The 13,724-nt window shown below is 67.5% G+C and carries 9 protein-coding genes and 1 tRNA gene; 2 read left to right on the top strand and 8 right to left on the bottom strand.

Annotated elements, in window-relative coordinates; translation table 11 throughout:
• Window positions 1–268 precede the first annotated feature (268 nt).
• The 5 genes from BMY29_RS15720 to BMY29_RS15700 form a co-directional block, all read right to left on the bottom strand.
• A tRNA-Leu gene (locus BMY29_RS15720) sits at window positions 269–352 on the bottom strand.
• A gap of 86 nt (window positions 353–438) precedes the next feature.
• Window positions 439–777 carry a ferredoxin gene (locus BMY29_RS15715; RefSeq protein ID WP_049991204.1) on the bottom strand — a complete coding sequence of 113 codons (339 nt, stop codon included), beginning with the start codon at window positions 775–777 and terminating at the stop codon, window positions 439–441.
• Between the two features lie 63 nt (window positions 778–840).
• Window positions 841–1,791: an oxidoreductase gene (locus tag BMY29_RS15710; protein WP_049991203.1), complete on the bottom strand. Its 951-nt coding sequence runs from the start codon at window positions 1,789–1,791 to the stop codon at window positions 841–843.
• A 112-nt stretch (window positions 1,792–1,903) separates the two neighbouring features.
• On the bottom strand, window positions 1,904–6,925 hold the full coding sequence (locus BMY29_RS15705; RefSeq protein ID WP_081985489.1) for a PAS domain-containing protein: 5,022 nt from the start codon (window positions 6,923–6,925) through the stop codon (window positions 1,904–1,906).
• Between the two features lie 175 nt (window positions 6,926–7,100).
• Window positions 7,101–7,616 (bottom strand): peptidylprolyl isomerase, encoded by a 516-nt coding sequence (locus tag BMY29_RS15700; protein WP_049991201.1) that lies wholly within the window; start codon window positions 7,614–7,616, stop codon window positions 7,101–7,103.
• A 167-nt stretch (window positions 7,617–7,783) separates the two neighbouring features.
• On the opposite strand from BMY29_RS15700, the gene BMY29_RS15695 reads away from it, so the two are divergent.
• Window positions 7,784–8,803: a succinylglutamate desuccinylase/aspartoacylase family protein gene (locus BMY29_RS15695; RefSeq protein WP_049991200.1), complete on the top strand. Its 1,020-nt coding sequence runs from the start codon at window positions 7,784–7,786 to the stop codon at window positions 8,801–8,803.
• A gap of 40 nt (window positions 8,804–8,843) precedes the next feature.
• On the opposite strand, the gene BMY29_RS15690 is transcribed toward BMY29_RS15695, so the two are convergent.
• Window positions 8,844–9,602 carry an SDR family NAD(P)-dependent oxidoreductase gene (locus BMY29_RS15690; RefSeq protein WP_049991199.1) on the bottom strand — a complete coding sequence of 253 codons (759 nt, stop codon included), beginning with the start codon at window positions 9,600–9,602 and terminating at the stop codon, window positions 8,844–8,846.
• Between the two features lie 177 nt (window positions 9,603–9,779).
• On the opposite strand from BMY29_RS15690, the gene BMY29_RS15685 reads away from it, so the two are divergent.
• The gene (locus tag BMY29_RS15685) at window positions 9,780–11,153 is read left to right on the top strand and encodes an MATE family efflux transporter (protein ID WP_049991198.1); all 1,374 of its coding nucleotides are present in this window, start codon (window positions 9,780–9,782) and stop codon (window positions 11,151–11,153) included.
• Between the two features lie 39 nt (window positions 11,154–11,192).
• On the opposite strand, the gene BMY29_RS15680 is transcribed toward BMY29_RS15685, so the two are convergent.
• Window positions 11,193–12,269 carry a MaoC family dehydratase gene (locus BMY29_RS15680; RefSeq protein WP_049991197.1) on the bottom strand — a complete coding sequence of 359 codons (1,077 nt, stop codon included), beginning with the start codon at window positions 12,267–12,269 and terminating at the stop codon, window positions 11,193–11,195.
• A gap of 68 nt (window positions 12,270–12,337) precedes the next feature.
• Window positions 12,338–13,594: an acyl-CoA dehydrogenase family protein gene (locus BMY29_RS15675; RefSeq protein ID WP_049991196.1), complete on the bottom strand. Its 1,257-nt coding sequence runs from the start codon at window positions 13,592–13,594 to the stop codon at window positions 12,338–12,340.
• Window positions 13,595–13,724 lie beyond the last annotated feature (130 nt).

Raw genomic sequence — 13,724 nt, 5'->3', positions numbered from 1 at the left:
TCACGAGTGCGGTGCCGTCTATTCCGCGTGGCTGCGCTCCGATGACATCGTGCAACTGATCGGCCGGAAAGACGGATGTCGATGCGGTGCTGCCGCGTTCGAAGCGATCTCGACGTAGTTTCACATGCAGCGGTGGCGATTCGTGCGACGACCGAGGATCGGAATTTGAACCACCTCAAGACGGTCGCTCACTCCATTCGCGCTGCGTCTTGCGTAATTCAAATCCCGTGTCTCGCATACACGTCTCTCACAGTCGTTCAATTTGGTATGCGAGGGTTGGGATTTGAACCCAAGGACCCCTACGGGAGCGGGTCTTAAGCCCACCGCCGTTGGCCTGCTTGGCTACCCTCGCACAGAAGGCAGTCGTTCGTTGTCGCGGGGGTGGGATGTGCGTTTCGGTGTCCGCTCGCGACCGGAACGGCGCGCGCTCGCCGGCGTCTACCAGTCGACGCTCAGCGTCCCGTCGCCGTGGGGATCCGGCGCGATCTCCTCGTCAGTCCGGCGGTCGACGACGTGGATACAGCCGTCGTCCTTCTTCGCCGGACAGATCTCCGCGGCGCGGACGTTGTGGTCTAGGTCCTCCTCGTCGATGAAGTACTCCTCGGGCTGGGCCATCCCCGAGGCGATCGACATCTCCCAGTTGTCGCTGACCTCGGCGCACTTGCCCGCGCCGAAGCACTTGTTCGCCTCGAAGATGATCTTGTAGGGCTTTTCCTCAACCGGCGGCGCGTCCGACGAGCCGACGTCGCTCGCGCGCTGAATGCCGTCGTCGCTCATTAGGTACTAGTTCGGCTGGGCCGTCTTTCCCGTTACGGTTAGGGGAGGGGAGGGGAGTCGGTGCTACGCCGTCGCTTCGGCCTTCGGCTCGGGCAGGTCGTACGCGACCCCCGTCAGTTCGCTCGAGACGTCCCACAGCCGCCTGGCCGTCTCGATATCGTAGGACCGATCCGAGGAGGCCTGCCGCTCGGGCGCGCCGCGCATGTTCATGACTCCGCCGGGGCCGTAGTAGGCGCCGCCCTCGGCGTCCGGTGCGGTCGCGGCGTACAGCGTCGGCAGCGCGCCCTCCGCCGCGGATTGGGCCAGCGCCGTATTCATGAGCCACGTCGCCGCCTTCCGGAGGCGGCTCCCGCGTTGCTCGGGGCCGCGGAACTGCAACTGCGTGTTCGCGTAGCCCGGATGCACGGCGATGCTCTTCGCGTTCGCGCCCGCCGTGAGCAGCCGCCGCTCGAGTTCGTACGCGAACAGCACGTTCGCCAGCTTCGCCTGACCGTAGGCGTTCCACGGGTCGTACGACGCCTCGCTCTGGAGGTCGTCGAAATCGATCTCGCCGCGCTCGTGGACGCCGCTCGAGACGGTGACGATCCGCGACTCGCGCTCGTCGTTGAGGTGGAGATTGTCGAGCACCAGGCCGGTCAGCGCGAAGTGCCCGAGGTGGTTGACGCCGAACTGGGTCTCGAACCCGTCCTCGGTCTCCGAGCGGGGGACGGCCATGACGCCGGCGTTGTTGATCAACACGTCGAGTTTCTCGTCCCCGAGCCGGTCGGCGAACGCGCGGACCGAGTCGAGGTCGGCCAGGTCGCAGTGCTCGACGCGGAGGTCGGCGTCGGGGACGTCGTCGCGGATCTCCTGGGCCGCGTCATCGCCGCGATCGGTGGCCCGGCAGGCCATGATCACCGTCGCGCCGTTGCGCGCGAGTTCGCGAGTCGCTTCGAGCCCGATGCCGCTGTTCGCGCCCGTGATCGCGATCGTCCGGCCCTCCAGATCGGGGATGTCGTCGGCTGTCCAGACCATGTCCGTTCTAGAATCCGCCGAGCCTAAATGGGTCTGCCCCTGGCAGAGCTACGGGTCCCGAGGGGTCCGTCGGGTGCCGGTCCGCGGCCTGCACTCGTCGCGGCTCGTCCGCTCACTGCTCGCGACTGCGGTCCGCAGGCAGCGCGAACGAGAACGTCGACCCTTCGCCCGGTTCGGACTCGACCCAGATGTCGCCACCGTGGCGCTCGACGATGCGTTCACAGAGCGCCAGGCCGATGCCAGTGCCCTCGTATTCCTCGCGATTGTGGAGGCGATCGAAGATCGTGAACACGCGGTCCTGGTCCTCGGGATCGATCCCGATCCCCTCGTCCGCGACGGAGAGCACCCACCTGTTGCCCCGGCGTTCGGCGCCGACGCGGACGCGAGGCGATTCGGCGCCGCTGTAGGTGATCGCGTTCGACAGCAGGTTCTGGAACACCTGGCGGAGTTGGCTGGCGTCGCCCTCGACGCGGGGCAGCTCTTCGGTCGTGATTTCGGCGTCGTTCTCCTCGATCCGGAGCTGCAGGTCCTCGAGGACCTCCTCGAGTACGTCGTTCAGGTCGACCGGTTCGAACGGGTCGCCGCGAGTCTCCACCCGAGAGTACTCCAGTAGGCCGTCGATCATCTCGCGCATCCGCTCGGCGCCGTCGACGGCGAACTCGAGGAACTCCTCGCCGTCGGCATCGAGGTCGTCGCCGTACCGACGGTCGATCAGCTGGAGGTAGCTCGAGACCATCCGCAGGGGTTCTTGCAGGTCGTGGGAGGCGGCGTACGCGAACTGTTCTAAGCGTTCGTTTGACTGCTCGAGCTTGCGCTGGTACTCCCGGCGCTCCGTGACGTCCTGGGCGAAGCTCAGCCCGGCGAAGATGTCGCCGTCGGCGTCGCGCAGCGGCGTCGCCCACACGCGCCAGGTTCGGCCGTCGAACGTTATTTCGACGTTCCCGATCTCGCCGTCCTCGATGGCTGTTCTGCACAGCGGTTCGAGGTCTGTGACCACCCCCTCGGGGAAGAGCTCCGACAGTCGGCTCCCCTCGATCCGATCCGCCGGCGGGAGCGACTCGCCGAGTTCAGCGCCCTCGGCGAGCGTAAAGGCGAGCGTGTGGTCGTAGACGCCGACGGCACCGTTCGGGAAGTGTTGGGTCAGCGTCCGGTAGCGACGTTCGGACTCCTCGAGCGCGCGCTGACGTTCGAGCCGCTCGGTGATGTCGCGTCCGATCCCGGCCAGGACCGTGTTCCCCCACGGATCCTCGAGCGTGGACGCGGCGAATTCGAACGGGATGGTGTCGCCGTCCTTCGTCGCCAGCTCCACTTCGACGTTGGCCGAGCCCGACTCGAACCCCTCGCGGACCACTTCGGTGGTGGCCGCCACGTCGTCGCCCTCGAAGAAGTCCGTCGGACTCATCCCGGCGAGTTCCGCGTTCGTATACTCCGTGACCTCGGCTAAGCTCTGGTTCCACCGCTGGAGCGTGCCGTCCTCGCCGATGACGTAGAACACGTCGTCGATGGCGTCGAGGATGGCGTCGGTGTACTCCTTGTACTGCTCGAGGCGGCGTTCCCGCTCGCGCAGTTCGCGCTCGCGTTCCTTTCGCTCGGTGATGTTCTGGACCATGACCATCCCGCCGAAGATCTCGCCGTCGTCGTCGATGACGGGAACCGTATACGCCATCCAGTCCCGGTCGTGGAACGCGAGTTCGAACGCGTTCGTCTCGCCCTCGAGCGCGGCCCTGAGCTTCGGTTCCATGCGCTCAGATAGCTCCGGGTGATACCGCTCCCAGAGGGTCTTTCCGACGATGTCCCCGGCAGTGTCCTCGATCTCGTCGAAGGCCGACCCGCCGACGATCTGGTACTGCAGGTCCTCGTCGAACAGGGCGACCGCGCCGTTGGGGAAGTGTTCGATGAGCGTCCGGTAGCGTCGCTCGCTCTCCGCGAGCCGCCGCTGGAACTCACGCCGTTCGGTGATATCGGTCATCGTGACGACGCCGCGGGTCACTTCGCCGCGTTCGTTGCGGACGGGCATCCCCTCCAATCGAACGATCCGCCGGTCGCCGTCGTAGGTCTCGAATTCGAGGATGTCCGGGTCCTGCACTTCCTCGCCGTCGAGGACTCTGGCGAGCGTCATCTCCTCGGGCGGGACGGGCTCGCCGGAGTCGGCCCATCGAACCGGGTACCGCTCGTACTCCGCGATGGACTCGGCGTCGAATACGTCCCCGCCCCAGATCTCCCTGGCGGTGTCGTTGGCCTGAATGAGTCGGCCGTCGGCGTCGGCGACGACGACGCCGACGGGGAGGACCTCGAACAGCGTCTCCAGTTGCTCGTTGGTCCGCTGAAGCCGTAATTCGGCGCGTTTTCGCTCTGTGATGTCTGTGAGCGCGCCAGGGAATCGGACCGCCGTGCCGTCGCCGTCGCACTCGACCCGACCGCGGGCCACGACCCATCGGAGTTCGCCGTCGGCGTTCCAGACGCGGTACTCCGACTCGTACTCGCCGCAGGTTTCGATGGCGTCCTCGATCTCCGCTTCGACACGAGCGCGGTCGTCCTGGTGGATGGCCGCGATGAACCGATCGAGCGAGACGCCCTCGCGGGCCGCGCCCGGGTCGATCCCGAACGTCCTGGCGAACGACGGGCCGACGACCATCTCGTCGGTCTGGATGTCCCACTCCCAGGTCCCGACCGCACCGGCCTCGGTCGCCGCTTCGAGCCGGGACTTGGCGTCTTCCAGATAGCGCTCGCGCTCTTTCTGCTCGGTGATGTCCTGTGCCATCGTCATCCCGGCGAACACTGCGCCGCGCTCGTCGGTGATCGGAACGGCATGGATGACCCATTCGCGGTCGGCGTACTCGAGTTCGATCGAGCGTTCTTCTCCGTTCAGGGCGGCCTCGAACGCCGGCCCGAGTTCGGCGACGGTCTCGTCGGGCCAGACCTCGCTGACCAGCTTTCCTTCGAGATCCTCGGGTTCGACGGGGATTCGATCGAATCCCTGGCCCGCCGCCAGCTCGTACCGGAGATCGCGGTCGAATAGCGTCACGAGTCCGTTCGGGAAGTACTCCGCGAGCGCCCGGTACCGCTGTTCGCTCTCCTCGAGTTGCCGTTCGCGGTCCTTGCGCGCGGTGACGTCGCGGACGACGCCGACGCGGCCGAGTTCGCCGTCGGTCTCGAAGAGGGAGAACCGCGTCACGACCGGAACCTCTCCGTCGGCGGCCTTGACGTGCTCTTCTAACTCCGCGATGTCGGCTCCCCCCTCGACCATCTCGCGCTGAAGCCGCTCCGCGCGGTCGACCTTCTCCGCGGTGAAGACGGTCGACGCGTGTTCGCCTACGATCTCGTCCCGGTCGCGACCCAGCACGTTGGTGAACGCCTCGTTGACCGTACGGAAGCGACTGTCCCCGTCGAGGACGTAGACGCCGTCGTCGATCGTCTCCAGAATGCGCTCGTACTGCTGAAGGTCGCGCTCGCGCTCTTTCTGCTCGGTGATGTTCTGGGACATACCCAGCGCGGCGAAGACGTCACCGTCCTCGTCGCGGACCGGCACGACCTGGAACCGGAAGATCCCGCCGTCGAGTTCGATCTCGAACGAGCCGGCCTCCCCGTCGAGTGCGTCCTCGTAGCGCGGAACGAGCGCGTCGGCGAGGACCGACGGCAACGCCTCTCGGACCGGCTTCCCTTCCGCTTGCGCGGCCGTGACGTCGGCCACGTCCATCGGATTGCCGCCGACGGTCCGATAACACAGGTCCTCGTCGACGAGAGCGACGGCCCCGTTCGGGAAGTGTTCGACCAGCGTCCGATAGCGCTGCTCCGACTCCTCGAGTTGCCGTTCGCGTTCCTTGCGTGCGGTGACGTCGCGATCGGAGACGATGATCGAGACGACGTCGCCGTCGTCGTTCGTGACCGGCCGGAAGACGCCGTTTAACGTGTACCGGTTCCCGTCCGGCCTGGTGAGGTCGGCCTCGAACTCGACGTACTCGCCGGTCGCCGCGCGCTCGGTCCACTCCCTCACGTCGGACTTGTTACCGGCGATTTCGCGGCGATCGCGGTCGTCCGCCGCGGCGCGCTCTCCGTCGGCGTCCGCTCCCTCCCCCCACCAGGGCGTCTCCCAGAACGGCTCGCCAATTACCGCGTCGAGATCGGCGTCGATGTACTCCATCGCCGTGCCGTTGATATCGAGCACCGTGCCGTCCCGCTCCAACAGGCCGACGAGGATGTTCGGATCCTCGAAGATCGCTTCGAACCGGCGGGTCTGGCGCTCGAGTTCGTGCTCGCGCTCCTTCCGCTCGGTGATATCGCGGAAGTAGACCGACAGCCCCGTCTCCGAGGGATACGCCCGCACCTCGAACCAGGCGGCTAACGGCTCGGGGTAGTACTCCTCGAACGAGACGGGCTCCTGTTCGTACATCGCGCACTCGTACTTCGGTTTGAAGTCCCGATCGAGCGCTTCGGGGAAGGCCTCCCAAACGTTCTCGCCGACCAACTCCCGCCCGTCCGGGTTGATGAGTTCGTGGGCGTGGTCGTTGAGATAGCTGAACTGCCACTCCTCGCCGATGGCGTAGAAGCCGTCCGAGATGCGGTCGTACACCGCTTCGAGTTCGCGTTTCGAGCGCCGGTTCTCGACGGCCGACTCGAGGACGCCTGCGACCCGCTCGACGAAGTCCGCGTCGGCGTCGGTGAACGCCCGTCGATCGGTTGCGTACGCGCCGACGACGCCCCACGGCCCGTCGCCGTCGGCGTCCACGTCGTTCGGGTAAATACGGACACCGACGGCGCTGCTGACGTCGTGCTCTCTGAGAAGGGCGGAACCGGCGACCCGCTCGTCGGCCGTCAGGTCGTCGACGACGATCGGTTCTGCAGCGTAAAGGGAATATCCCGGCTGCGAGTCACGGTTCATCCGAACTGACGCCGACCCGACGCGATCGCTGCCCCAACCGACACCTTGTTCGAGGACTCCTTCGTCCCCTTCGGGTAGTAACTCGAAAACGCCACAGTAATCGGCACCGATCGTCTCGGCGATGGCCGCCGTCGCGTCGGAGAATAACTGCTCGAGATCGGCCGTGGCCAGCGCCTGCTGGCTCAGTTCGGTAACGACCTCCTGGCGCCGAACTCGCCGTTGGAGGTCCACGTCGGTGGGCGAAGACGCTCCCATTCTACGCCGCTAGTACAGCGCTGGCCGTAAAACATCTCCGTCCGCACGTCACGTCGCTCCGACTCGCGGTCGCGGCCCGAATCGGTTCGGGCCGAGCAGGTCGCCGACCGAATCCGTGGTTCGGATCCTCAGTCGAGTCGGCGGTTCGCGTCGATCGTCCGTCCTCGCCGCAACCTTATTCGTGGACGGTCACGGACTCGAGCGCGACGCGCTCGGTCGGCTGGTCGTTGGCGTCCGTCTCGACGTTACCGATCTCGCGGACGACGTCCATGCCGTCAGTGACCTCGCCGAAGACGGAGTGGCGCCCGTCGAGGTGGGGCTGGGCGTCCAGCGTGATGAAGAACTGCGAGCCGTTCGTGTTCGGGCCGGAGTTCGCCATGCTCAGGATCCCCTCGTCGTCGTGGCCCAGTTCGTCGTGGAACTCGTCGTCGAACTGGTAGCCGGGGCCGCCGCGGCCGGTCTCGGTCGGGTCGCCGCCCTGGATCATGAAGCCCTCGATGATGCGGTGGAAGGCGACGTCGTCGTACAGCGGCTCGCCCTCGACCTCCTCGCCCGACTCGGGGTCGGTCCAGGTCCGCTCGCCGGTCGCCAGGCCGACGAAGTTCTCGACGGTCCGCGGCGCGCGTTCGTCGTAGAGTTCGACCTCGATGTCCCCTTCGGTGGTGTGTAGGGTGGCAGTAACGTCTCCCATATCCGCCGGGACGGCGGGACGCGTGAAAACCCTAGTGGTCTCGGGACGTGGTCCCCAGCCGTCCGCCATCGTCGTGATCGTCTCGACCGAGGGATCGCCTGGCGCGACGGTTCCGACGGGCGATGGACGGCCGCAGGTACATACCGCCGGCCGTGAAAGCAGCGTCTATGACCGACGGCACGCACACGGCCGACCGGGTGACCCTCGCGCGGTTACCGTCGGGCGTCGAACTGACGACGACGGTCCACACCTACCGCGGGAGCGAGTCGGAATCGGCATCCGATTCCGCGGCCGGGTCCGCTTCCGGGTCCGGAGCGGCGCCGACGCTGTACGTCCAGGCGGCCCAGCACGGCCGCGAGGTCAACGGCACGGAGGTCCTCCGGCGGTTCCACGAACGGCTCCCGCTCGATTCGCTGTCGGGGACCGTGATCGCCGTCCCCGTCGCGAACCCGTTGACGTTCGATCGGGTCTCCTACACGACGCCGGAGCAACTCGACAGCGTCAATCCCAACATGAACCGCGTCTGGCCGGGCGACGCGGACGGCAGCCTCCACCAGCGGATGGCCGCGCGCCTCTGGGAGTACGTCGCGACCGCCGACGCGGTCGTCGACCTCCACACGGGGAGTCCCGACATGCTCCCGCACGTCGTCTACCGGGAGGGGGATCGCCGCTCTCGCGAACTGGGCGAGGCCTTCGGGACCGACCTCCTACTGTCCGAACAGGCGGACGAGGACGCCCCCGAGGAGTGGCACCGGCGCGGCTTCGCGGGGAAGCTCCGGGTCGCCGCCGCCGACGAGGGGATCCCCTCGATCACGCCCGAACTCTCGCACAACAAGCAGATCCTCGAAGACGCCGTCGAAGACGGCGTCGACGGGCTGCTCGACGTCTGCCGGTACCTCGATCTCCTCCCCGGCGACGCCCCCGAGCGCGACCAGGTCGTCGCGCGCAACCACCTCGGCCAGGTCTCCGCCGACGACGCCGGACTCTTCCGGCCGAATCCTTCGATCGCGGTCGGGGACTCCATTGCGGAGGGCGACCCGATCGGGACGGTCCATCACCCGACGACGTACGACCCGCTCCACGAGGCCCGGGCGGACCGCGACGGCGTGCTCTACGCGCTTACCCGCGAGGCGACCGTCACGGCCGGCGACCAACTCGCGAGCGTGGCGCTGGTTCGCGAGGAGTGAAGCGCTGACTGAGACGGAGAATCGCTGTGGAGCCGACGATTCAGGCCGAGAATCCGCCGTCGACGACCAGGCCGTGGCCGTTGACGAACGAGGACTCCTCGCTGGCCAGGAAGAGGATCGAGTCCGCGATCTCCTCCGGTTCGGCCAGGCGCTTGAGCGGGTACTGTCGGATCATCTGCTCGCGGGCCTTCTCGGGGTCGTCCTGACTCTCGAGGTACTGGTCGAGCAGCGAGGTCTCGGTGAAGCCGGGACAGACCGCGTTCGCGCGGACGCCGTGAGGACCGGCCTCGGCGGCGACGGCCTTGGTCATGTTCAGGACCGCGCCCTTGCTCATCGAGTAGGCCGCCTGCTTCGGCAGCCCGAGGATGCTCGCCAGCGAGCCGACGTTGACGATGGCGCCGTGGCCCTGTTCTTTCAGATGCGGGAGCGCCGCGTGACAGCCGTTCCAGACGCCCTTGATGTTGACGTCGATGACGAAGTCTCGAATATCGTCGTCGAGGGTCTCCAGCGCGCCGCCCGGGTGTCCGGTCCCGGCGTTGTTGACCAGCACGTCCAGCCCGTGCGCGTCGGCGACTGCGTCGACGACCGCGTGGAACTCGTCGCTGTCGGTGACGTCGAGTTCGTGGAACGTCGCCTGGCCGCCGTCTGCCTCGATCGCCTCGGCGACCGCCTGGCCGCCCTCGACGTCGACGTCCGTGACGATGACGTGCGCCCCTTCCTCGGCGCAGCGTTCGGCCGTCGACCGCCCGATTCCCGCCGCCGCACCGGTGATGACTACCGTCTTCCCTTCGAGTCGCATGGCTCACGTATCGAGCGACTGCTACATAAATTCGTTCATAGTTTTACGGGGAAACTGATCTATCGTTTCCGAAATCGCGATCAAATACGAACACTGGTAACGATACACCTTCTCGAAGCCGCCGCTCCCCGCCAGGACCGACACCGTAATCCGGCGGCCGGCGCTTCGAAACGATGTATGGCCGACCGCAGCGAGCGCGTGCGACGCGTGTGGCGACGGACGTTCTCGCTCTCCTGGCCGATCGCCATCCAGCAGACGTTCAACACGCTGATGCGGACGGTCGACGTGATCGTTACCGGCCTCTTCTCGCCGGCGGCCGTCGCCGCGGTCGGCCTGGCGGACCTCTACGCGCAACTCCCGTTGCGGATCGGCCTCGGGCTCGGGACCGGCGCGATCGCCCTCTCGAGTCAGGACACCGGCCGGGGCGCGGAGACGACTCGCGATCGGGCGATCACGCAGGCGTTTCTCATCGGTTTTCTCGCGGGCGTCCCGCTCGTGGTCGCCGGCCTGGCGATCTCGGAGCCGCTGATCGCCCTGCTCGGGGCCGAGCCCGCGGTCGTCGAGATGGCCGGGCGCTACCTCGCGCTCGTCTTCGCCGCCGCGCCGATGCGCATCGTCGGGCTCGTCGGCGCGCGGTCGCTGCAGGGCACCGGCGATACGCGCACGCCGATGGTCGTCAACGGCCTCGCGAACGCGATCAACATCGCGGCGACAGTCGGTCTGGGCCTCGGGGTCGGCCCCCTCCCGGATCTGGGCATCGTCGGCGTCGGCCTGGCGACGGCGGTCAGCCGGACGGTCGAAGCCGTCGCGATGACGGCCGCGATCGCGAGCGAGCGGACCGGCCTGGCGTTCGCGCGGCCGCGCAGCCTCACGATCACGCGCCAGCTCGTTGCCGTGAGCCTGCCGAACTTCGCCGAGGGAATGAGCACCTCGCTCGCGAACTTCCCCTTCAACGCCCTCCTGTTGACCTTCGGTACCGAGGTGACGGCGGCCTACCACATCGGCCGGCGCATCTACCAGCAGTTCGCCGGTCCGCTGTACCGCTCCTTCAACGTCGCCGCCAGCGTGATCGTCGGCCAGACCCTCGGCGACGGCCGGCCCGACGACGCGCGCTTTGCCGGCCTGGCCATCGCGGCACTCAGCGTCGCGACGCTCTCGCTGGCCGGCCTCGGCCTGGTCGTCGGCGCGATGCCGATTGCGCGGCTGTTCACGAGCGACGCGGCCACGCTCGCGTACGCCGTCGACTTCGCCCGCGTCTTCGGCGTCTCGATGGTGTTCTTCGGTCTTTTCTTCCCAATTTCGGGCAGTCTCCGCGGGGCCAGCGACACGCGCACGCCCTTCTACGCCCGGTTTACCGGCACCTTCGGGTTCATGCTCGGCTTCGCGTACCTCGCCGGGGTCACGCTCGGGTACGGCCTGCCTGGCGTCTACGCCGGGATCGTGCTGACCTACGCCTGGTGGACGCTTGTCGTCGCGGTGGGATTTGCGTGGGGCGACTGGGCGGAGACGGCGGCGGCGATGATGGCCAAGCGCGCGGAGGTCTCGGACTGACCAGGTCGCGCGGTCGGGGAAACAACCGGGGGGAGACGATCAGCCGAGATCGACCGTCGCCGAACCGGTGAGCAGGACCGCGCCGTCGCCCGTGGTCGCTCGGAGGTCCGCTTTTGCCGTTCCTGCGTCTCGATCGATCGCGACGATTTCGCCGGTGGCGACGACGGTGTCCCCGGGGAAGACTCGCGACTGAAATCGGACGCCGAACGCCGAGACGTCCGCGAGTTCGAACCAGTTCGTGACGACCCTGGACGCGATGCCGGCGGTGAACATCCCCTGACCGAAAACGCTCTCGTTGCCGGCCGCGGTCGCGTACGGCTCGTCGTAGTGAATCGGGTTGAAATCGCCGCTGGCGCCGGCGTACGTGACGAAGTCCTGCCGTTCGACGTCCTCGACGACGATGGTCGGCCCGGGATCGCCGACCGCGAGGGCTTCGACGTCGCGGACTCGCTCACGGTCGCCCGCGCCGGGCGACGAAGCACCGAGCGCGGTGTCGAGGGCGTCGGTTCCTCCGTTCGACGCGGTCGCGTCGGTGGTATTAGCGTCAGTGTCGCTGTCGCTGCCGCCGTTGCTCGGCGATTCGCCGTCCGCACCGCGCTCCGTGTCGGCGTCGTCGCTCTCCCCGTCGTCGACCGCACCCGATGTCTCGATCGCGGTCGACCGGTCGGTGAGCACGAGGTCGCCGTCCTGATCTCGATACTCCGTCTCGAGGACGGCGAACGTCATCGTCCCCGCCCGGCCGCCCTCCCGCTGGAATACGTCCGCCAGCCTGGTCGTTCCTTCGAGGACGTCGCCGACGAAGACCGGCCGTTCGAACTCGTAGCGCTGCTCGCCGTGGAGCACGTACTCCGAGCGAAAGCCGAGATCGAAGCCGTATCCCTCGATCCCGTCCGGCGTGTACCGCGGGAACCGGCCGACCTGCGTGTAGGTCGGCGGTGCGGGCACGCGGTCGTACCCCCGTTTCGCGGCCGTCGCCTGGTCGCGGAAGAGCGGGTCGTCGGCGGTGATCGCCCGCGCGAACTCTGCAACCTTGCCCGGTTCGATCCGGAAGTCCGCGACAGTGATCCGGGTGTCACCGACCATCGCTTCGAGGGCCGCGAGCGACTTACGCGGCATCGCGGCCCTCCGCGGTGACGGCCGATCGAATTCGTTCGCTCTCGGTCTCGCTCACACTCACAGCGCGATCACTCCCGGTCATCGAGGGCGTCGATGCGCAGGTTCTCGTCGAACTGTAGGGCGTTCTCGATCTCGCGCTCGTCGACGTCCTCGAACGCCCAGCGGGCGATCGTGCGGCGGTGGACCTCGTCGGCCCCGTCGACGATCCGGAAGGCGCGGACGTTCTCGTAGAAGTGCGCGAGCGGGAGGTCCTTCCCGATGCCGTTGCCGCCACAACACTGCACGGCCAGGTCGATGACGTCGTCGGTGACGTTGGCCGTGAACATCTTCGCCATCGCGACCTCGATGCGGGCGTCGCTGCGGTCGAGTTCGCGGGCCGCGTGCCGCACCATCGTCCGGGCGGCGTGCAGGCGCGTCTCCGCGTCGGCGATCCGGTGGCGCAGCGCCTGTTTCTCCTCGAGCGTCGAGCCGAAGGCCTCGCGCTCGCCGAGGTAGGCCTTCGCGATCTCGAGCGAGCGCTGGGCCATCCCGGAGTAACGCATGCAGTGGGTGAGCCGACCGCCGCCCAGGCGCAGTTGGGCGATCCGGAACCCCTCGTTCTCCTCGCCGATCGTGTTCTCGACGGGGACGCGCACGTTGTCGAACTTCACCTCGGCGTGGCCGCCCTCGCGCTCGGTGATGCCGTGGCCGCCGAGGTGGGGGATGTTTCGGACGACCTCGACGCCGTCGGCGTCCCGCGGAACGAGGATGATCGAGGTGCCTTCGTAGGGGTGGGCGTCCAGATCGGTCCGGGCCATCACCAGATAGAAGTCGGCGTCGAGTCCGTCGGAGGTCCACCATTTGTGGGCGTTGATGACCCACTCGTCGCCGTCCTTGACGGCCGTGCTCTGGAGCATCTTGGGGTCCGAGCCGCCGCCCTGTTTTGGCTCGGTCATCGCGAACGCCGAGGAGACCTCGCCCTGGACGAGCGGACGCAGCCACTCCTCCTTCTGCTCCTCGGTGCCGACCATCTCCAGGGTGTGCATGTTCCCCTCCTGGGGTGCGTTCGCGCGGATCGCCAGCGCGCCGAGCAGCGACCGCCCGACCTGCTCGAAGGAAGGCAGCATGTCGCGGAAGTCCAGCCCCTGTCCGCCGTACTCCTCGGGAACCTGCGGCGCGAACAGGTCGCGCTCCTTCGCCTGGTCCCAGAGGTCCGCGATCTCGGCCGTCGAAATCGGCTCGCCGGTCCGGAGCGCCTCCCGCTCCCGCGGGATCACGACCTCGTCCATGAACGACTCGACCCGACCCGCGACCTCCTTCGCCTTCTCTGAGTCGTGGTATTCCATATCACCCACGACCGGATACAGCATTGTAAAGCTATAGGTCTATAATCGCATTAATTGGCAACCAGAGGTGCGCGACTCGTCCCGACCCGACCGCACGCTGCACGACTCACCGAACGCCGAGAGGACCGTC

Origin of the sequence: Natrinema salifodinae (genome assembly GCF_900110455.1) — an archaeon.
GTDB lineage: Archaea > Halobacteriota > Halobacteria > Halobacteriales > Natrialbaceae > Natrinema > Natrinema salifodinae.
The sequence above is the reverse complement of the archived record's forward strand: the minus strand, read 5'-3'. Positions and strand labels throughout refer to the sequence as shown.

Bases quoted from the DNA above. Each gene is read 5' to 3' on its own strand.
- BMY29_RS15715 (WP_049991204.1), bottom strand. From the start codon at position 777: ATGAGCGACGACGGCATTCAGCGCGCGAGCGACGTCGGCTCGTCGGAC.
- BMY29_RS15705 (WP_081985489.1), bottom strand. From the start codon at position 6,925: ATGGGAGCGTCTTCGCCCACCGACGTGGACCTCCAACGGCGAGTTCGG.
- BMY29_RS15685 (WP_049991198.1), top strand. From the start codon at position 9,780: ATGGCCGACCGCAGCGAGCGCGTGCGACGCGTGTGGCGACGGACGTTC.
- BMY29_RS15695 (WP_049991200.1), top strand. From the start codon at position 7,784: ATGACCGACGGCACGCACACGGCCGACCGGGTGACCCTCGCGCGGTTA.
- BMY29_RS15710 (WP_049991203.1), bottom strand. From the start codon at position 1,791: ATGGTCTGGACAGCCGACGACATCCCCGATCTGGAGGGCCGGACGATC.
- BMY29_RS15675 (WP_049991196.1), bottom strand. From the start codon at position 13,594: ATGGAATACCACGACTCAGAGAAGGCGAAGGAGGTCGCGGGTCGGGTC.
- BMY29_RS15680 (WP_049991197.1), bottom strand. From the start codon at position 12,269: ATGCCGCGTAAGTCGCTCGCGGCCCTCGAAGCGATGGTCGGTGACACC.
- BMY29_RS15700 (WP_049991201.1), bottom strand. From the start codon at position 7,616: ATGGGAGACGTTACTGCCACCCTACACACCACCGAAGGGGACATCGAG.
- BMY29_RS15690 (WP_049991199.1), bottom strand. From the start codon at position 9,602: ATGCGACTCGAAGGGAAGACGGTAGTCATCACCGGTGCGGCGGCGGGA.